The following is a 19198-nucleotide window of genomic DNA, read 5'->3' on the forward strand; positions in this document are numbered from 1 at the left end:
GCCATGACCCCCGCCCGCGCCCGGGAGGGCGTGGGCGTGCCTGGCCGGTTGGGGCCGGGGCCTCCCAGGCGGGCATGCCGTGCCGGGAGGGCCGGCGCGGGCGGGCCGTCATCCGGGTCGCCGGTCAGCCCGCCGGGCACCGTCCGCGGGCCGTCCCGACGGACGGCGACGGACGGTGTCGGCCCTCGCGCCGAGCGCGCACCGCGAGGGTGCCGGGCCGGCCCGGCTGTGGTGAGGCCGACGTCGCCGAGCGGATCACGTCCGGCGCGGTGGTCACGGTCCGGGTCCGTCGCCGCGGAGCCCGTCCCGGTCTGCGGGACCCGTACGGGCGCGGTCGGCGTGACCGGCCGGGTGCGCGTCCGGCGCGCTGCGTCCGGGCTGCCTCAGCCGACGGGCATGACCAGCGCCGGAACGATCCGCTGCATGCGCAGCGCGTCGACGGACTCCGCGAGCAGTTCGTACTCGGTGGTGTCGTCGCAGACAGCGATCCGCACCAGTCGGCCCATGGCCAGTTCATCGGCGACGAGTTCCTGCCGGTCCGGATCGCCGCACCAGGCGCGCAGCACGGCCGGCACGTCGGGCACGGTGTCCGCGACCGGGACGAGCGAGCCGGACGGGAAGTGTCCGGCCTCGGGCAGCGGGTCGAGGCGGTCGGCGATCCAGTTGGCGCGGTCGCGCAGCCACCACAGGGCGAGGGCGAGGGTGGGGGCGCGATAGGTTCCGAGGGGTACTCCGATGCGCTGCCCTCCGCAGGTGCCGTACGCGGTGACATGGCACAGGAATTCGTCGTGCACGGTCGCTCCCCCGTCGCGGCGTTCGCCTGCCGGTCGGCCTCGCTTTCGGTGCGGGTCGTGTGCGTTAAGTGATCAGGGCTTCGCTCTGTGAAGTCTCTCACAGTCGAGTATGTTCACTGTCGGAACACTGTCACCACGACTTTTTGGCCAGTCTCTCGGCATATTCACCGCGTCCGTTGGCCGAAATCCGGCAGGCGGGCCCATCGGCGGAGGAACAGCCGAGGGACAGCCGAGGGACAGCCGAGCGCCACCGGGGAGTGCGGGCCATTACCCGAGGGGTAATCGACGGTGCCGGCCGCCGCGGGCATGGTTGCGGTACCGGGTCACCGCGAGGCGGGATCCGGGATTCCGAGCAGCGACCACCGTTCTGATGGAGGCCGATCAGCCATGTCCGCGAACACCGACCGTTACGAAAACGCCGTCGCCCGCTACCTCGAGGCCTGGAACGCGCGTGAGCCGGAGGCGCGGGCGAAGGCGGTCGCCGCCGCCTGGTCCGCGGACGGCGCCTACACCGACCCGCTGGCCGACGTCAGCGGCCACGAGCAGATCGCGGCCGTGATCGCGGCGGCCCACGAGCAGTTCCCGGGCTTCGTCTTCCGGCTGACGGGCTCGGTGGACGGCCATCACGACACGGCGCGCTTCGCCTGGGAACTGGTGAGCGAGGCGGACGGCTCCGCACCGGTCGCCGGATCCGACGTCGTCACCCTGGACGCCGACGACCGCATCCGCGACGTGCTGGGCTTTCTCGACCGGGTGCCCGCCGGGGCCTGAGGGGCCGCCCCGGCAACGCCGTCCGCCGCTCCCGCCGCGCACGCTCCACCGAGCGGACGCCCACCGGGAGCGGCGGACGGATAAGGCCACGCGGGGAAGACCGAACGGGGACGGCCGGGCTGCGACCCGGTCCGGGCTCCGGACCGGACCGACCAGCCCGGAGCCCGGACCGGACCGGGCTGCACAGCCGACGTCCGCCGTCCGCCCCGAAGGACGGCGCCCCCTGGGCTCAGCCCTTCACGATCGCGTCGATGCGGGCCAGTTCGTCCTCGTCGAAGTCCAGGTTGGCGATGGTCGCGACGTTGTCCTCGATCTGCCGGGGGCTGCTCGCGCCGACGAGGGCGGAGGTCACCCGGCCGCCGCGCAGGACCCAGGCCAGGGCGAGCTGGGCCAGGGACTGGCCGCGGGACTTGGCGATCTCGTCGAGGGCGCGGAGCTTGCCGACCAGTTCGCCGGTGACCGCGTCCGTGTTCAGGAAGGGGCTGTCGCTCGCCGCCCGCGAGTCCTCGGGTATGCCGTCGAGGTAGCGGGAGGTGAGCAGGCCCTGCTCCAGCGGGGAGAAGACGATCGAGCCGACCTGGAGTTCGTCCAGCGCGTCCAGCAGGCCTTCCTCCTCGGGCCGCCGGTCCAGCATGGAGTAGCGCGGCTGGTGGATCAGGAGCGGGGTGCCCAGCTCGCCGAGGATGCGGGCGGCCTCACGGGTCTGCTCCGCCGAGTAGTTGGAGACGCCGACGTACAGCGCCTTGCCCTGCTGCACCGCCGAGTGCAGGGCGCCCATCGTCTCCTCCAGGGGAGTGTCCGGGTCGGGGCGGTGCGAGTAGAAGATGTCGACGTAGTCCAGGCCCATCCGTTGCAGGCTCCGGTCGAGCGAGGACAGCAGGTACTTGCGGGAGCCCCACTCGCCGTACGGGCCGGGCCACATCAGGTAGCCGGCCTTGGTGGAGATCACCAGCTCGTCCCGGTAGCCGGCGAAGTCCGTCTTCAGCGCCTCGCCGAGCGCGGACTCGGCCGCACCCGGCGGCGGCCCGTAGTTGTTCGCGAGGTCGAAGTGGGTGACGCCGAGGTCGAAGGCGCGGCGCAGGATGGCCCGCTGGGTCTCGACCGGGCGGTCGGGGCCGAAGTTGTGCCACAGGCCGAGCGAGAGCGCGGGAAGCTTCAGTCCGCTGCGTCCGGTGCGCCGGTAGGGCATCTGCGCGTAGCGGTCGGGGTGTGCGGTGTACAACGCGACTCCATGGGGATCGGCACACGGGATTACCGGTTCCGGGGAACCGGTCCCACTCTGTCGTGGCCCGAGGCCGGCGGTCCAACAGGCAAGTCAGATGGGATTCAGCGGGGCGGCTTCTCAATCGCGCCCCGGCGGCCGCGAGCGTGGAGGTCCGGCCGGACGTCCGCTGCCTACCATGGGCGGACGATCGACACGAGAGAAGGCCCGATGGAACTGCGTCACCTCCAGCACTTCGTCGCGGTCGCAGAGGACCAGCACTTCACCCGGGCCGCCGAACGGCTGATGGTGTCCCAGTCGGGCCTGTCGGCGTCGATACGGGCGCTGGAGCGGGAGTTGCAGACGCCGCTGTTCGTGCGGACGACGCGGCGGGTGACCCTCACCCAGGCGGGGCGGGCACTGCTGGGCGAGGCGGAGCGGATCCTGGCGCAGGTGCGGGCGGCGCACGAGGCGGTCGCGGCCGTGCAGGGCGTGCTGCGGGGGACGCTGTCGCTGGGCACCGAGCAGTGCATCGCCGGGTTGCACGTCGCGGGTCTGCTCGCCGCGTTCCGGCGACGCCACCCGGACGTGGAGATACGGCTGCGGCAGGCGGGGTCGGGCGCGCTGGCGGAGGAGGTCGCGGCGGGCCGGCTGGACCTGGCGTTCGCCTACCGCACCCAGGCGGACAGCGATCAGCTCAGGTCGGTGTCGCTGGCGAGCGAGCCGATGACGGTGCTGTGTCACGCCTCGCACCCGCTCTCCGTCGCCGGCGCCACCGTCGCCCCGGCCGACCTCGCCGACGAGGTCTTCGTCGACTTCCAGCCGGACTTCGGGCCCCGCCGCGCCACCGACGCCGCCTTCGCCGGGGCGGGGGTGCGTCGCACGGTCGCGCTCGAGGTCAACGACGTGCACAGTCTCCTGGACCTGGTCGGCGAGAACCTCGGCATCGCCGTCGTACCGCGTCACTTCCGGTACAAGCGGGCGTCGCTGACCGCCCTGGACCTGAAGGACGGCGGCGAGCCGGTGTACGAGAGCGCCGCCCTGCTGCCGCCCCCGCAGGCCACCAGCCCCGCGGCCCGCGCGCTGATGGCGCTGCTGGAATCGGGGGGCGCGTAGGCGGCGGCTGGGGGATGGTGGAGGTATGCATGCGAAGGACATCCTCATCGACGGGTACGGCCGCATCCGGGAAGAAGTCCACGCCGTCGTCGAGGGCCTCGGCCCCGACGCCCTCAACGCCCGCCCCTCAGACGACGCCAACTCGATCGCCTGGCTGGTGTGGCACCTCACCCGCGTCCAGGACGACCACGTCGCCGACGCCTTCGGTCTCGACCAGGCCTGGTCGGCGCGGGACTGGCACAAGCGCTTCGGGCTCGGCCTGCCCCGCCACGACACCGGCTACGGACACAGCCCCGCGGAGGTCGCCGAGGTGCGGGTCGACTCCGGCGACCTGCTGACCGGGTACTACGACGCGGTGCACGAGCAGACCCTCCAGGCCCTGCGCTCCCTCGCCGCCAAGGACCTGGAGCGGATCGTGGACGAGCGCTGGGACCCGCCGGTCAGCCTGGGCGTGCGGCTGGTCAGCGTGCTGTCGGACGACCTGCAGCACGTCGGGCAGGCCGCCTACGTACGGGGGCTGCTGGGGAGCACCGCCGCGTAGCCCGGCAGGACGACGTCCTCGATGAGGGCGTTGCGCTCGTCGAACGGGACGAAGGCGCTCTTGAGGGCGTTCAGCGTGACCGTGCGCAGGTCCCGCACCGTCCAGCCGGCCTGCTCGACGAGCAGGGACATCTCGCGGGTCATCGTCGTACCGGACACCAGACGGTTGTCGGTGTTGAGGGTGACGCGGAAGCCGAGGTCCTTCAGCGCGGTGATCGGGTGCTCGGCGATCGAGGTGGCCGCGCCCGTCTGGAGGTTGGAGGTCGGGCACATCTCCAGGGCGATCCGGCGGTCGCGGACCCAGCCGGCGAGACGGCCGAGCTTGCCGGCCGCGAGGTCGGGGATGTCCTCGGTGATGCGCACGCCGTGGCCGATGCGCTGGGCGCCGCACACCTGTACGGCCTGGTGGACGCTGGGCAGGCCGTACGCCTCGCCGGCGTGGATGGTGAAGGGGACATTCTCGCGGCGCAGGTACTCGAAGGCGTCGAGGTGGTCGGCGGGCGGGAAGCCGTCCTCGGCGCCGGCGATGTCGAAGCCGACGACGCCGGCGTCCCGGAAGGCGACCGCGAGGTCGGCGGTCTCGCGGGTGCGGTCGAACATGCGCATCCCGCACAGCAGCGTGCGCACGAGCACGGGGCTACCGGCCGCGGCCGCCTTCGCCATGCCGGCCGCGAGCCCTTCCTGGACGGTCTCGACGACCTCCGGCAGCGTAAGCCCGCGCCGCACCATCAGCTCCGGGGCATAGCGCACCTCGCCGTAGACGACGCCGTCGGCGGCGAGGTCGAGCACGTACTCCTCGGCGGCGCGCAGCAGGCCCTCGCGGGTCTGCAGCACGGCGAGGGTGTGCTCGAAGGTGGCTATGTAGCGCACCAGGTCGCCGGAGCCGGCGGCCTCGACGAACCAGGCGGCGAGTTCGTCCGGGTCGGTGGTGGGCAGGGTGTGGCCGGCCTCGGCCGCGAGTTCGACCACGGTGGCGGGGCGCAGGCCGCCGTCGAGGTGGTCGTGCAGGACGGCCTTGGGCAGGCGGCGGAGGGTGTCGGCGTCGATGCGCGGCGCGGTCATGGGCGGGCTTTCCTCGGCGGGGGTGGTGCGGACGGTCAGTGGGTGGCGGGGGCGGCGGGCTGGAGCAGGTCCCAGCGGTTGCCGTACAGGTCCTGGAAGACGGCGACCGAGCCGTACGGCTCGTGCCGGGGCTCCTCCAGGAAGGCGACGCCCGCCGCGAGCATCCGGGCGTGGTCGCGGGCGAAGTCGTCGGTGTGCAGGAAGAAGCCGACGCGCCCGCCGGTCTGGTCGCCGATCCGGGCGCGCTGTGCCTCGTCCTTGGCGCGGGCGAGCAGCAGGCCGGTCCCGCCGGATCCGGTGCCGGGTTCGACGACGACCCAGCGGGAGCCGTCGGGGCGCGGGCTGTCCTCGGCGAGCCGGAATCCGAGGGCCTCGGTGTAGAAGCGGATCGCCTCGTCGTAGTCGTCGACGACGAGGGTGACCAGGGCGACGCGTCTCATCGTGGCCTTTCGGTGCGGGCGGTCGACGCGAGAGGTTATACGTAGAACGTCGCGGGCGCCAGTCCCGGCCGGACGGGCGCGAGAGAGTGCCGGCGGATTGCTTCGGGCGCCGGCGTGGTGTCGGGCGCCGGCGTGGTGTCGGGCGGCCTGCCGGCGTCGTGTCAGTCGTGCCAGCTGTCCGGCCGGGGTCTTGTCAGCCCGGGTCAGCTGTCCGGCCGGGGTCGTGTCAGCCCGGGTCAGCTGTCCGCGCGGTGGCGTGTCAGCCGGCCGGCCGGCGCAGGGCGTCGAGACGGCGCAGCTCGTCGTCGGTCAGGCGCAGGGCGCCCGCCGCGACGTTCTCGGCGAGGTGGCCGGGGTTACCGGTGCCGGGGATGGCGAGCACGTGCGGGCCCTGGTGCAGCGTCCAGGCGATGCGGATCTGGGCGGGGGTCGCGTCGTGGGCACGGGCCACGGCGAGCACCTCGTCGTGGTCGGCGCCCGCGTCGGCGTCGGCGGCCTGCGGGCCGCGCCGTCCGGCGACCGCGTAGAACGGCACGAAGGCGATGCCCTGTTCGCCGCAGACGCGCAGGAGTTCGTCGGTCGCGGGGTCCGGGGAGTCCAGCGCGTAACGGTTCTGCACGGCCACCACGGGGGCGATGGCCAGCGCCTCGGCGAGGTGCCGGGGCTCGACGTCGGAGACGCCGAGGTGCCGGATCAGGCCCTTGTCGCGCAGTTCGGCGAGCGCCCCGAAGTGCTCGGCGACGGAGTCCTGGCGCATGCGCCGCAGGTAGACCAGGTCCAGGTGGTCACGGCCGAGCTGGCGGAGGTTCTCCTCGACGTGGCCGCGCAGCTGGTCGGGCCGGGCGGAGGTGCCCCACTCCCCGTGGTAGTCGCGGAAGGGCCCGACCTTGGCGGCTATGAGCAGGCCGTCCGGGTACGGGGACAGGGCACTGTTGATGATCTCGTTGGCGGAGCGCAGCCGGGAGAAGTAGAAGGCGGCGGTGTCGATGTGGTCGACGCCGAGTTCGACCGCCCTGCGCAGCACGGCGATCGCGCGCTCGCGGTCGCTGGGCGTCCCGAGGTGGAAGGCGGCGCTGCCGGTCAGCCGCATCGCGCCGAAGCCGACGCGGGCCACGGTGAGGTCGCCGAGAGTCCAGGTGCCCGCCGCGTCCGCGGTGATCATTTCGGAGGTCATCGGCGGAGTCTCGCACGACTCCCTTGGTTCCACTGGGCGTTCACGGCCGACCCCGGCGTGGCCGACGCTGATGCGGCCGGCCGGCCGGGGTGGGGGTGGGGCACGCTCGACCGCCCCGACCGGCAACGACGACCGGCAACCGGCGGCCGGCGACCGGCGAGGGATCCCGCCTGTCGCCGACGTCCGGGGTCAGCGCAGCGGCTTGTCGAGGACCGCCTTGCGGTGACTGAACGTCTCGATCGAGTAGGGGCCGTGGTAGCTCCCCATGCCGCTCTCCCCCACTCCGCCGAACGGCAGGTCGGAGACAGTGAGATGGGCCAGCGGCAGGCCGTATCCGAGGCCGCCCGAGGAGGTCTCCGCGGCGATCCGGGCGCGGGTGCCCTCGGACTCCGAGAAGACGTACAGGGCGAGGGGCTTGTCCCGGTCGTTGACGAAGTCGATCGCCTCGTCCAGGCCGGAGACGGTCACGATGGGCAGGATGGGGCCGAAGATCTCCTCCCGCATCACCGGCGCGTCGGGGTCGACGTCGGCCAGGACGGTCGGCGCGATGAACTTCTGCGCCCGGTCGCTGTCCCCGCCCACGACCACGCGGCCGGAGCCGAGCAGACCGGTGAGCCGGTCGAAGTGCCGCTCGTTGACGATGCGGCCGTACTCGCCACAGGTCCGCGGGTCGCTGCCGTACAGGGCCTCGACGGCACGGGCCAGAGCGGGTTCCAGGGCGGCGGCGGTGGCCGGGTCGGTCAGCACGTAGTCGGGCGCGACGCAGGTCTGTCCGGCGTTGAGGAACTTGCCGCGCGCCAGCCGGTCGGCGACCACGTCGAGGTCGACGCCGCGGTCGACGAACGCCGGGGACTTGCCGCCGAGTTCGAGGGTGACCGGGGTGAGGTGCTCGGCCGCGGCGCGCATGACGATGCGGCCCACGGCGCCGTTGCCGGTGTAGAAGACGTGGTCGAAGCGCTGCGCGAGCAGGGCGGTGGTCTCGGGGACCCCGCCCTCGACGACGGCGACCGCGTCGGTGTCGAGGTACTCCGGCAGCAGGCGGGCCAGGGCGGCGGAGGTGGCCGGGGCCAGCTCGCTGGGCTTGGCGACCACCGCGTTGCCGGCGGCGAGCGCGCCGACCAGCGGAGCGAGCAGGAGCTGGGCGGGATAGTTCCAGGGGGCGATGACGAGGACGACGCCGAGGGGGTCGTACTGCGTCCACGCGCGGGCGTCGGCCCCGAGGTGCGCCGGGTCCGGGGCGGGCTCCGGACGCAGCCAGTCGGCCAGGTGGCCGAGGGTGTGGTCGATCTCGCGGACGGTGAAGCCGATCTCGGTGCGGTGGGCTTCGGTGGCGCTCTTGCCCAGGTCGGCGTGGAGGGCGGCGGCCAGGTCGGGCCCCTTCTCGGTGAGCAGCGCGCGCAGGCGGCGCAGCTGGTCGGTGCGCCAGGCGAGGGGCTTGGTGCGGCCGGTGCGGAAGGTGGCCCGCAGCCGGGCCACGATGTCGGCGGGCTGCTCGGGGCTGGGGTGGTTCACGGGTGCCTCGCTGCTGGGGCGGGCCTCGCGGCTCGCCGATGCGGTCTGAACGGTCCGGTCGACCCGGAGGTCGATGCATACACCAACATTTCATACACCAAAATAAATTCCGGTGCTGTGACGCAGATCCGCGACGCTGTCCCTGCCCGGCGTCAGGCCTCGTCCATGAAGGCGCGCACCTCGATCGGCAGCGTCGTGGCCCACACCGCCCGGCGTCCCCAGCGCAGGGCCGCGTCCAGGTCGGGCGCCTGGATCAGACAGATGCCGCCCAGGCACTCCTTGCCCTGGGCGTAGGGCCCGTCGGTGGCCAGCACCTCCCCGTCGTGGGGCCGCAGCATGGTCGCGCTCTCCGGGTCGTGCAGTCCTCCGGCGAAGACCCACGCGCCGGCCTCGCGCAGTTCCCGGTGGAACACCTCGAGGTTGTGGCCGATCTCGGCGAGCGCCTCCGCCGAGGGCGGCTCCGCCTCGCTCGGCTGGACCACGCTGAGCAGGTAGTACGTCATGGCGTCCTCCAGGGGGCCGGGTGTCCTCGTGTCACCTTCCGCACGAACGGCACACCCCCGATTCCACACCGTGCACGGCGGCCTCGCGAGAATTCCCCGTTGTACGGCGGGGCGCCCGCGGCCGGCGCGGTGGCGCGGGAGGTGACGGGGATCCCGGCCGGGGCGCGCTGCTCGGCGCGGTTCGTGCGCGCCGGCCGGCCGTCCCCTCCCGCGCGAGCGGATCGAGGAGCGGCTGGTGCCGCGGGCGCGGACGTACGGCCTGACGCGCGCGGCCACGACCCCCGCGTACGGCCTGACACGACCCGCGCGTGGCCTGATGCGCGCGGCCTCGACCCGTGGCGGTCTTGGCGGGCGGCGGTCGCCCCGCTGGATTCGCTGCGCCGCACCGCGGAGGAACCGCGCACGAGGCGTTGGGGCCCGGGGGCGGGAGCCTGGGGGCCGGGGGCGGCGGCGCGGCCCGAGGCGGTGCGAAGGGCGGCCGGTCAGTCCTCGTCGCCGGCGACGACCACGAGGAAGGCGTCCGATTCGAGGTCCATCACGACCTCGGCGGGCTCCCCCGCGGCACGGCGCTGCGCGGCGTACTCCTCCGCCGGCCACGATCCGCGCGGAGCTCCTGCGGGGAAACGCTCCAACACCTTCCCGCTCATAGCGGCAGCCACCTCCTGCGTCGGCCTGGGCATCCTCACGACGTCTGTCGTGCTCTTCCTCGTGCCCGCAAACAGCGCGGACATGTGCGCCCCGGCGGCCGGGCCCGGCGGTTTCACTCAACCGCGGCCGTCGAGCCGACTGCGCAGCCGGGCCAGGGTGCGGCTCAGGAGGCGGGAGACGTGCATCTGGGAGATGCCCAGTTCGGCGCCGATCTCGCTCTGGGTCATGTCGCACCGGAACCGCATGTCCAGGATCCGGCGCTCACGGGCGGGCAGCGCCGCGATCAGCGGACCGAGGGTGGCCACGTCCTCGGCCCTGGCGAGGGCGGGGTCGTCCGCGCCGAGCAGGTCGCCGAGGACCTCGCCCTCACCCGGTTCCGCGGGCGCGTCCAGGGAGACGGCGTCGTGCCCTCCCGCCGCCTGGAGGCCCTCCAGCACCTGCTCCTGCGACAGTCCGGTGCGCCGGGCGAGCTCACCGACGGTGGGCGAGCGTCCCTCCTCCTGTTCGAACTCGGCGCGGGCCTCCAGCAGGACGGCGCGGTACTCCTTGAGCTGCCGGGGCACGCGCACCGCCCAGGTGGTGTCGCGGAAGAACCGCTTGATCTCCCCGAACACGGTGGGCACGGCGAAGACCTCGAAGTCGTTGCCCCGGGTCGGGTCGAACCGGTCGATGGCCTTGATCAGCCCGATCGTGCCGGCCTGGAGCACGTCGTCGTACATCTCCGGACGCGGCCGGAAGTGGCGCCCCGCGTACCGCACGAGCCCCATGTTGAGCTCGACGAGCGTGTTGCGGACGTACATGTACGCGGGGGTGCCCTCGTCCAGCGAGCGCAGCCGCTCGAACAGCGGCCGGGACAGGGCGCGGGCGTCGGCGGGGCCGGTCACGACGGGCTGCAAGGACACGGTTCACTCCTCGGTCGGGATCCTGGCCGACGTGGGCGTCACCTTTCCTTCCGTCGCGTCGGCGGTCACGGATGCGGTCTCCCGCGACCCGTCGGCCCGGCCTGCCGGGGTGCGGCTCTCCCGCCACAGCCGTCCCGGCCACCACACGACGGGGCCGAGGTCGCGGGCGAGGGCGGGCACCAGCAGCGAGCGCACGACCAGGGTGTCGAGGAGCACGCCGAAGGCGACGATGAACGCGATCTGCACCAGGAACGCCAGCGGGATCACCCCGAGGGCGGCGAAGGTCGCGGCGAGCACCACGCCCGCCGAGGTGATCACGCCTCCGGTGCCGACCAGCCCGCGCAGGATGCCCTGGCGCACCCCGTGCCGCAGCGACTCCTCGCGCACCCGGGACATGAGGAAGATGTTGTAGTCGACGCCGAGGGCGACGAGGAACACGAAGCCGTACAGCGGGACCGAGGGATCGGTGCCGGTGAAGCCGAGGGCGTGCCGGAAGACCAGGGCCGAGACGCCGAGCGTGGCGAGGAAGTTCAGCGCGACGGTGGCCACGAGCAGCGCGGGCAGCAGCAGCGAGCGCAGCAGCAGGGCCAGGATGGCGAGGATCACGGCCAGGACGACGGGCACGATGAGGGTGCGGTCCCGCTCGGCGGTGCGCAGGGTGTCGTACTGCTGCGCGGTGTAGCCGCCGACGAGGGCGTCGGCGCCCGGCACCGCGTGCAGGGCACCGCGGAGCCGGGCCACGGTGTCCTTGGCGGCGTCGCTGTCGGCGGCTGCCTTCAGGGTGACGTCGACGCGTACCCGCCCGTCGACGACCAGCGGGGAGCCGCCGGGCCGGCCGGAGGCGGAGACGCCGGCCGCCGAGGCGACGCCGTCGGTGCGCAGGGCGGCCGCGACGACGCGGTCGAGGCGGTCGGCGTTCGCGATGACGACGGCGGGGTTGCCGGAGCCGCCCGGGAAGTGCCGGGAGAGGGTCCGCTGGGCGGCCACCGAGGGCGCGTCGTCGACGAAGGTCTCGTCGAGGGGTACGCCCTTGGAGGTGAGGGCGGGGGCGAAGGCGGCGCAGGCGATCAGCACGGCGAGAGAGACGGCCCAGACCTTCCGGGGCGCACGGTCGACGAGGCCGGCCACGCGCCGCCACACGCCCCGGCCCCCGCGCTCCTCGTCCCCGGCGTGCGGGGCGGCCGGCCAGTACGCGGCGCGGCCCAGCAGGACGAGCGCGGCGGGCAGGAAGGTCAGCGAGCTCACCAGCGCGCAGGCGATGCCGATCGCGCCGACCGGGCCGAGCGCCCGGTTGTTCGTCAGGTCGCTCGTCAGCAGGGCGAGCAGCCCCAGCGCGACGGTCGCGGCGCTGGCCACGACGGCGCCCCAGGACCGCCCCAGAGCGGCCCGCACGGCCGCGAACCGGTCGGTGCGCGCGGCCAGCTCCTCCCGGAAGCGGGCCGTCAGCAGCAGCGCGTAGTCGGTCGCCGCGCCGATGACGAGGATGGAGAGGATGCCCTGGACCTGCCCGTCGACCCGGACGACGCCGTGGTCGGCGAGGACGTACACGACGGCGCAGGCCAGGCCCAGCGCGAAGACCGCGCCGATGATGATCACCAGGGGCAGCAGCACGCTGCGGTAGACCAGCAGCAGGATCACCAGGACCGTCACCAGCGCGACGGCCAGCAGCAGCCCGTCGATCCCGGCGAAGGCGTCGGACAGGTCCGCGCGGGTCGCGGCCGGTCCCGCCAGCTCGACCGTGCTGCCGGGTACGCGTTCGGCGGCGGCGCGGATCCGGTCGAGGACGTCGGGCAGCCGCTCCCCCAGGTCGGGCCTGAGCTGGACCACGCCCTCGACGGCCCGGCCGTCCCGGGAGAGCAGCGCGGGCGAGACCTTCCCGGACACGCCCGGCAGGTCCGTCAGGGAGGCGAGGGCCTGCCCGGCCGCGGCCTGCCTGTCCCGCATCGGGCCGCCGTCCGCGTCGGTCCACACCACGATCGCGGGCAGCGTCTCGTCCTGCCGGAAGGCGCGCTGCTCGGCGACGACCTCGGTGGACTCGGCGCTGCGCGGCAGGAAGGCGGCCTGGTCGTTGGTGGCGACCTCGCCGAGCCGGCCGGCGTACGGGCCGAGCACTCCGCCGACGCCGAGCCAGACGACGAGCAGCAGCAGGGGGACGAGGAAGCGGCCTCGTCGTGCGGTGAGGGACATGGTTCTCCTGGCTTCATGGGACGGTGCCTCGGTCGGGCGCCGCGGCCGGTGTCCGGACCGGTGCCTCGGCAGTACCTCGGCAGGTACCTCGGTACACGTATCTCAATGAGAAACAATCTCAATCATTGAGCTACATGATCGTAGCGACACCTGCTCTTCCGCTGTCCGCGGGTCGGCGGATGCGGTCAGGAGCCGTGGAACCTCAGCAGGGCGAGTTCCTCGTTCATGGCCGCCACGAAGCGCGTGACCACGGCCAGTTCCTCGTCCGTGAAGCGCGCGTGCGCCGCCTGCGCGGCCTGCGCGAGGGGCCGGAAGTACGTGCGCGCGGCGGCCCGCGCGTCGGCCGCGTAGTACAGGTGCACCACTCTGCGGTCCGCGCTCTCCCGCACCCGCCGGATGTGCCCGGCGCGCTCCAGCCGGTCGACGCAGGCGGTGACGGCGCCGGAGCTGAGCCCGAGGTGTTCGCGCAGCCGCCCGGGCGTCATCGGCTCGTCGGCGTCCAGGATCGCCGCGAGCGCCTGGACATCAGTGGCGTGCAGGCCGTGGTCGGCGGCGAAGCCGTGGACCAGACGGTTGATCTCGCCGTTCATCCGCCGCAGGTGCACGGCGAGGGACTGCAGGTCGGTCCCCGCGGGAACTCCGGGTCCGGGCTGCGTCGCCGTCCGCCGCTCCCGGTCGTCTGCTGTGGCCACGGGATCACCCTATAGAAGCACGCGCATCCACTGCCGCCGCGTCCGTGGAAGGGATCACAGGGAGCCATCGAAGCCATGCACGCCATGGACGCCATCGACACGGAGGGCCGGCGACTGATGAACCACGACGAGGGCGGACCCGGGCTGCGCTGCCTGGTGACCGGGGCGACGGGATACATCGGCGGCCGTCTGGTGCCGGAGCTGCTCGCCGAGGGGCACACGGTGCGCTGCCTGGCCCGGTCGCCCGGCAAGCTGCGCGACCACCCGTGGGCGGGCGAGGCGGAGGTGGTGCGCGGCGACGTCACGGACGCCGCGTCCGTCGCCGAGGCGATGCGCGGGATCGACGTCGCCTACTACCTGGTGCACGCCCTGGGCACCGGCGCCACGTTCGAGGAGACCGACCGCCGGGCGGCGCGGATCTTCGGGGAGCAGGCCCGGGCGGCCGGAGTAAGGCGCATCGTCTACCTCGGCGGACTGACCCCCGTGGGCGTGCCCGAGCGGGAACTCTCCCCGCACCTGCGGTCACGGGCCGAGGTGGGCCGGATCCTGCTGGCGTCGGGGGTGCCGACCACCGTGCTGCGCGCGGCGGTGGTCATCGGCTCGGGCTCGGTCTCCTTCGAGATGCTGCGCTACCTCACCGAGCGGCTGCCGGTGATGGTCACCCCCAGCTGGGTGCGCACCCGCATCCAGCCCGTGGCGGTGCGCGACGTGCTGCGCGCCCTGGTCGGCAGCGCGCGCATGCCCGCCGACGTCAACCGCGCCTTCGACATCGGCGGACCGGAGGTGCTGACGTACCGGGACATGATGATGAGGTACGCAGCGGTGGCCGGCCTGCCGCGCCGGATCATCCTGCCCGTGCCGGTCCTCACCCCCCGGCTCTCCAGCCACTGGGTCGGCCTGGTGACGCCGGTGCCGGCGTCCATCGCGCGGCCGCTCACCGAGTCGCTGCGCCACGAGGTGATCTGCCACGAGCACGACATCGCACGGTACGTGCCCGACCCGCCGGGCCATCCGATCGGCTTCGACAAGGCGGTGCGGCTGGCGCTCCAGCGCGTCCGGGACGCCCAGGTGACCACCCGCTGGTCGTCGGCGTCGGTGCCCGGCGCGCCCAGCGACTCGCTGCCCACCGACCCCGACTGGGCGGGCGGCAGCCTGTACACGGACCGGCGCGAGCGGCCCGTGCACGCCTCGCGGGAGGCGCTGTGGCGGGTGATCGAGGGCATCGGCGGGGACAACGGCTGGTACTCCTTCCCGCTCGCCTGGTCGGTACGCGGCCTGCTGGACAGGCTGTTCGGCGGGGTCGGCCTGCGCAGGGGGCGACGCGACGCGGCGCGGCTGCGCGTCGGCGACTCGCTGGACTTCTGGCGGGTGGAGGAGATCGAGCCCGGCCACCTGCTGCGGCTGCGCGCGGAGATGCGGCTGCCGGGGCTGGCCTGGCTGGAGATGCGCGCGGAGACGGACGACGAGGGCCGCACCCGCTACCGGCAGCGGGCCCTGTTCCACCCGCACGGGCTGCTCGGGCACGCCTACTGGTGGAGCGTCTCGCCCTTCCACGCCGTCGTGTTCGGCGGCATGGCCCGCAACATCGCGCGGGCCGCGGCACGGACGCCCGTCCCACCGGCGAGGGAACGCACGTCGGCCCGTTGACGGCCGCATCCGCCGGCTCGCCCCGGCCGGAAACACCTCACCGGCCGCCTCCTTCCCGTCACCCGGAGTACGCACCATGAACGTCTCGGTCGTTCTGTTCACCTCTGACCTGCGCCTGCACGACCATCCCGCGCTGCGGGCCGCGAGCGAGGCCCACCAGGTCGTCCCGCTGTTCGTACGCGACCGGGGTGTGGCGCGGGCCGGCTTCGCCGCGCCCAACCGGCTGGCGTTCCTCGCCGACTGCCTGCGCGACCTCGACGCGGGGCTGCGCGAGCGCGGCGGGCGGCTGGTGGTCCGCTCCGGGGACGTCGTCGAGGAGGTGTGCAAGGTGGCCGCAGAGACGGACGCCGACGAGGTCCACATGGCGGCCGACGTCAGCGGCTACGCGCAGCTGCGCGAGCGGCGGCTGCGGCGCGCCCTGGAGGCGGAGGGCAGGCGGCTGCACGTCCACGACACGGTGACCACGGCCGTCACGCCCGGCGCGGTGACGCCGAGTTCCTCGGACCACTTCGCCGTGTTCACGCCGTACTTCCGGCGGTGGTCCGGGCTGCGGCTGCGCGATCCGCTGGCCGCGCCGCGCGCCGTGCGGGTGCCGGACGGCGTCGGCTCCGAGCCGCTGCCCTCCCGGGCCGGCCTCTCCGGGCTGTCGCCGGCCCTGGCGGCGGGCGGCGAGTCGGAGGGCCGCAGGCGCCTGTCCGCCTGGCTGCGCGGCGGGCTCGCCGACTACGAGGACCGCCAGGACGACCTGGCCGGTGACGCCACCTCCCGGCTCTCGCCGCACCTGCACTTCGGCACGGTCTCCCCCGTCGAGGCCGTCCACCGGGCGCGGAAGGCGGGCGGGCCGGGCGCCGAGGCGTTCGTACGACAGATCGCCTGGCGGGACTTCCACCGCCAGGTGCTGGCGGCCCGGCCCGCCGCGGCCACCGCGGACTACCGCACCAAGCACGACCGCTGGCGCTCGGAGCACGAGGCCGCCGAGGACGTCGCGGCCTGGCGGGAGGGCCGTACCGGCTATCCGCTGATCGACGCGGCGATGCGCCAGCTGCGTCACGAGGGCTGGATGCACAACCGGGGCCGGCTGCTGACCGCGAGCTTCCTGACCAAGACCCTGTACGTCGACTGGCGCGTCGGCGCCCGGCACTTCCTGGACCTGCTGGTCGACGGCGACATCGCCAACAACCAGCTCAACTGGCAGTGGATGGCGGGCACCGGCACCGACACCCGGCCCAACCGCGTCCTCAACCCGGTCACGCAGGCCAAGCGGCACGACCCGGACGGCGCCTACGTCCGCCGGTGGGTTCCCGAACTCGCCGGGCTCGACGGCCCCGCGGTGCACGAGCCGTGGAAACTGCGGGGCCTGGACCGGGCCGCCGTCGCCGACTACCCGGACCCGATCATCGACCTCGCCGACGGCCTGACCCGCTTCCGCCGCGCCCGGGAGCACGAGTGAGGGCCGCGCGGGGACGGGTCCACCCACGCACCGCGTAGGGCCGCGCGCGCCCCCCGACATGCGTGCACCGCGGGTCGCGTGACAAGCGATCCTCGCCGGCTACGCGGTGCTGGGTCCGGGACCGGCGGCCGTGATCCCCGTGGTCTTCAGCGACCACCGGTCATGGCCCGGCCGACTGGCCCGCCTTCTTCGTCGCCGGCGAGCCGGAGACGACCGTGGGGAGACTGCGCGGCGGCCCCGACGCCCCGCCGAGGACGTTGTGCGCGGACGAGGACCGGACCGTGCGGGTCGTCAAGGACGGACAGGTACCACGGGTGACGGGGCCGGCGGCGGGGCTGCTGGGCTGGCTCACCGGCCGGACCGACGGCAGGGCGCTGACCGTCGAACCGCCCGGCACCCTGCCGACGCCCCCGGCCTGGCGCAGCTGACCCGGCCCCTCCCCCGGGGCGGGCGGCCCGCGCCGGGGCCCGGCGCCCGGTCCCGGGCCGACGCCGCGGTTCAGGGCGGCGGCGCGGTCGGCAGCTCGGTGATGGCCTGTACGTCCGGCCGGGCCGCCGCCGGGTAGTCGGTGCCGGGCGCGTCGCGGGCCATGTGATCGTTGTGCGGGGGCCGCGCACGCCGTCGGTGTGCAGGCGGATGACGGCCTCGCCGCAGCGGCGGTCGTCCGGTCCGCTCGCCGGTTCCATGGCGGTGAGCCCGAAGGTGCGGCGCAGCGCGGCGCGGCAGCGGGCCGGCAGGTCGAAGCCGGCTGGCCATGCGTTCGGCGGTGCGGGCGGTGATGTCGAAGTACCGCTCCGGATCCTGCACGCGCCCGGAGGAACCGCCCGGCTGCCGACGGCACGGATCCCGCGGCGACCGCCCCGCTAGCGGCCGGCGTGGCGCAGATCCCGCAGCACCTCGCGGGCCGCGCGGGCGCCGGACGCCAGCGCGCCCTGGACCGAGCCGGTGGCGCGGTGGTCGCCGCAGACGTGACGGGCCGGCGAGACCCGGGTGGTGCGGCTGAGCGGCTGCGGCGGGGGCATCGCGGGCAGCGCGTCCGGGACCGTGCGGGCGGTCAGCAGGTCCCAGCCGCCGGTGGAGGTGGCGTAGGCCTCGGCGAGCGCCTCGCGCACGGACCTCTCCCGTCCCGGGTCGTCCCCGCCGAGGACGGAGGTCGCGACGAGGGCGGAGCCGGCGGGCGCGTAGGGCGGGACGACGTCGCTGAGGACGACGGTGTTGAGGAACCGCCGCCGCTCGTCGACGAGGAGGGTCGGCTCGCCGAGCGGTGAGCGGTCGGTGACGTGGTAGTACGTCGTCACCGTCCGGTAGGCGGGCAGGTCGAGGCCGGGCAGCAGGGCGGCCGCCGGTCCGGGACCGGTCGCCACCACCACGGCCCGCGCGGGCAGTTCGGCGCCGTCGGCCGTGACGGCGCCGTCGTCGGTGAGCGCGGCCACCGGCGTCTCCAGGCGCACGGTGCCGGCGGGCAGCGCGGCCGCGAGCGCGCGGGGCACCGCGCCGATCCCCTCGGCGGGCAGGCACAGGGTGCCGCGCAGCATGCTGCGCCAGACGAGGTGGAAGAACCGGCTGGAGGTCTCCAGTTCGTCCTCCAGGAACACCCCCGACAGGAACGGGCGGAAGAACCGCTCGACGAACTCCTCCGAGAACCCGGCATCCGCCAGGGCCGTGCGGGTGGTGCGGTCCGGCGACCGCTTCACCAACCGGACGGGGGCGAGCAGGTCGCGGGCCGACAGCGCGCCGAGCGCCGCGAGGTCGCGGGGGCCGGCGAGCCGGCCGGGAAGCAGGTCGGACAGGGTGCGGGGACGGCGGGTGGGGTCGTTGAAACGCAGCCTGCCGCGCCCGGTGTGGATCAGGACGCCCGGCGTGAACGGCCGGAGCCGCAGTTCGCGCAGCGACAGCCGGCGGCGGATCTGCGGGTACGACGTGTTGAAGACCTGGAAGCCGCGGTCGACGACGAACCCCTCGACCCGGTCGGAGCGCATCCGCCCGCCCACCGCGTCGGACGCCTCCAGGACGTGGACGTCGAGGCCCGCCGCGAGCAGGTCACGGGCGCAGGCGAGTCCGGCGACGCCTGCGCCGATCACCAGGACGTCGGGGGTGTGGGCGGGCGCGGACACGATGGGACCTCTCGGGCTGTCGGGCCGCCCGGACCTGCCGGGCGACGGCGTTCGTGCGCCGTCACGCACGTGTGTGGATCCCTTCCCGCCGTACGCCGCCCACGGATGCGCCGGACGGGCGGTCTCCGCCACCCCGGCCCGGCCCGGACACCGGGCAGGACGGTCTCCGCACCGGGCTGGGCCGGGACGTCAGGCAGGATCGGCGTACAACCCCAGCCGAGCCCATGCCCCGGCCAAGAGCAGTCTCCGCCCCGAGACGAGCCCAGACGCCGGACAGGGGCACCCTCCGCCCCGAGGCGAGCCCGGACGCCGAGCAAGAGCGGCCTCCACCCCGAACCGAGCCCATGCCACCCGGCCAACAGCAGTCCCCGCCCCCAGACGAGCCCAGACGCCGAGCAGGGGCAACCTCCGCCCCGAACCGGGGCCCGGACGCCGAACACGAGCG

17 protein-coding genes and 1 pseudogene are annotated in these 19198 nt (G+C 74.3%); 6 read left to right on the forward strand and 12 right to left on the reverse strand.

The features are described from left to right. Positions 1-383: 383 nt before the first annotated feature. A complete protein-coding gene (locus AB0G63_RS12560) occupies positions 384-794 on the reverse strand; it encodes a hypothetical protein (RefSeq protein ID WP_360748494.1) in 411 nt (136 codons plus the stop codon). Positions 795-1181: 387 nt separating this feature from the next. On the opposite strand from AB0G63_RS12560, the gene AB0G63_RS12565 reads away from it, so the two are divergent. After that, positions 1182-1565, forward strand: coding sequence for a nuclear transport factor 2 family protein (locus AB0G63_RS12565; protein WP_360748497.1), 384 nt, complete (start codon positions 1182-1184; stop codon positions 1563-1565). Positions 1566-1794: 229 nt separating this feature from the next. On the opposite strand, the gene mgrA is transcribed toward AB0G63_RS12565, so the two are convergent. After that, positions 1795-2787 (reverse strand): L-glyceraldehyde 3-phosphate reductase, encoded by a 993-nt coding sequence (gene mgrA / locus AB0G63_RS12570; protein WP_360748500.1) that lies wholly within the window; start codon positions 2785-2787, stop codon positions 1795-1797. Positions 2788-2997: 210 nt separating this feature from the next. Between mgrA and AB0G63_RS12575 the strand changes: the two genes are divergently transcribed. After that, positions 2998-3882 (forward strand): LysR substrate-binding domain-containing protein, encoded by an 885-nt coding sequence (locus tag AB0G63_RS12575; protein WP_360748503.1) that lies wholly within the window; start codon positions 2998-3000, stop codon positions 3880-3882. 25 nt (positions 3883-3907) lie between these two features. Next, entirely contained in the window at positions 3908-4423 is a 516-nt protein-coding gene (locus tag AB0G63_RS12580; protein ID WP_360748506.1) for a DinB family protein, read from the forward strand. Here the strand turns inward: AB0G63_RS12580 and AB0G63_RS12585 are convergent. The 9 genes from AB0G63_RS12585 to AB0G63_RS12625 all read right to left on the reverse strand — a co-directional run bounded on the left by AB0G63_RS12585 (position 4387) and on the right by AB0G63_RS12625 (position 13542). Continuing rightward, a complete protein-coding gene (locus AB0G63_RS12585; RefSeq protein ID WP_360748509.1) occupies positions 4387-5484 on the reverse strand; it encodes an adenosine deaminase in 1098 nt (365 codons plus the stop codon). The genes AB0G63_RS12580 and AB0G63_RS12585 overlap by 37 nt on opposite strands. A gap of 35 nt (positions 5485-5519) precedes the next feature. Beyond that, positions 5520-5924, reverse strand: coding sequence for a VOC family protein (locus AB0G63_RS12590; RefSeq protein ID WP_360748511.1), 405 nt, complete (start codon positions 5922-5924; stop codon positions 5520-5522). A 259-nt stretch (positions 5925-6183) separates the two neighbouring features. Then, positions 6184-7098 (reverse strand): aldo/keto reductase, encoded by a 915-nt coding sequence (locus tag AB0G63_RS12595; RefSeq protein WP_360748514.1) that lies wholly within the window; start codon positions 7096-7098, stop codon positions 6184-6186. A 189-nt stretch (positions 7099-7287) separates the two neighbouring features. Next, on the reverse strand, positions 7288-8610 hold the full coding sequence (locus tag AB0G63_RS12600) for an aldehyde dehydrogenase family protein (protein WP_360748517.1): 1323 nt from the start codon (positions 8608-8610) through the stop codon (positions 7288-7290). 152 nt (positions 8611-8762) lie between these two features. Next, positions 8763-9113: a YciI family protein gene (locus AB0G63_RS12605; RefSeq protein WP_360748520.1), complete on the reverse strand. Its 351-nt coding sequence runs from the start codon at positions 9111-9113 to the stop codon at positions 8763-8765. A gap of 482 nt (positions 9114-9595) precedes the next feature. Continuing rightward, the gene (locus AB0G63_RS12610; protein ID WP_324787249.1) at positions 9596-9760 is read right to left on the reverse strand and encodes a hypothetical protein; all 165 of its coding nucleotides are present in this window, start codon (positions 9758-9760) and stop codon (positions 9596-9598) included. A gap of 117 nt (positions 9761-9877) precedes the next feature. Then, a complete protein-coding gene (locus AB0G63_RS12615) occupies positions 9878-10663 on the reverse strand; it encodes a SigB/SigF/SigG family RNA polymerase sigma factor (RefSeq protein ID WP_360748523.1) in 786 nt (261 codons plus the stop codon). Between the two features lie 3 nt (positions 10664-10666). Then, positions 10667-12850, reverse strand: a complete 2184-nt coding sequence (locus AB0G63_RS12620; protein ID WP_360748526.1) for an MMPL family transporter — start codon at positions 12848-12850, stop codon at positions 10667-10669. Between the two features lie 185 nt (positions 12851-13035). After that, positions 13036-13542: a helix-turn-helix domain-containing protein gene (locus AB0G63_RS12625; RefSeq protein WP_360748529.1), complete on the reverse strand. Its 507-nt coding sequence runs from the start codon at positions 13540-13542 to the stop codon at positions 13036-13038. A gap of 117 nt (positions 13543-13659) precedes the next feature. Here AB0G63_RS12625 and AB0G63_RS12630 point away from each other — a divergent pair, with 117 nt between their 5' ends. From AB0G63_RS12630 to AB0G63_RS12640, 3 genes and pseudogenes are all read left to right on the forward strand, one after another. Continuing rightward, positions 13660-15189 carry an SDR family oxidoreductase gene (locus AB0G63_RS12630; RefSeq protein ID WP_360748669.1) on the forward strand — a complete coding sequence of 510 codons (1530 nt, stop codon included), beginning with the start codon at positions 13660-13662 and terminating at the stop codon, positions 15187-15189. Positions 15190-15265: 76 nt separating this feature from the next. Continuing rightward, positions 15266-16639 (forward strand): deoxyribodipyrimidine photo-lyase, encoded by a 1374-nt coding sequence (locus AB0G63_RS12635; RefSeq protein ID WP_360748532.1) that lies wholly within the window; start codon positions 15266-15268, stop codon positions 16637-16639. Between the two features lie 185 nt (positions 16640-16824). Further along, positions 16825-17067 (forward strand): annotated as a pseudogene (locus AB0G63_RS12640) (mycothiol maleylpyruvate isomerase); the annotation flags it as partial. Between the two features lie 435 nt (positions 17068-17502). Here AB0G63_RS12640 and AB0G63_RS12645 read toward each other — a convergent pair. After that, on the reverse strand, positions 17503-18753 hold the full coding sequence (locus tag AB0G63_RS12645; RefSeq protein ID WP_360748535.1) for an NAD(P)/FAD-dependent oxidoreductase: 1251 nt from the start codon (positions 18751-18753) through the stop codon (positions 17503-17505). Positions 18754-19198: the final 445 nt, after the last annotated feature.

Origin of the sequence: Streptomyces sp. NPDC020996 (genome assembly GCF_040641355.1) — a bacterium.
Classification (GTDB): Bacteria; Actinomycetota; Actinomycetes; order Streptomycetales; family Streptomycetaceae; genus Streptomyces.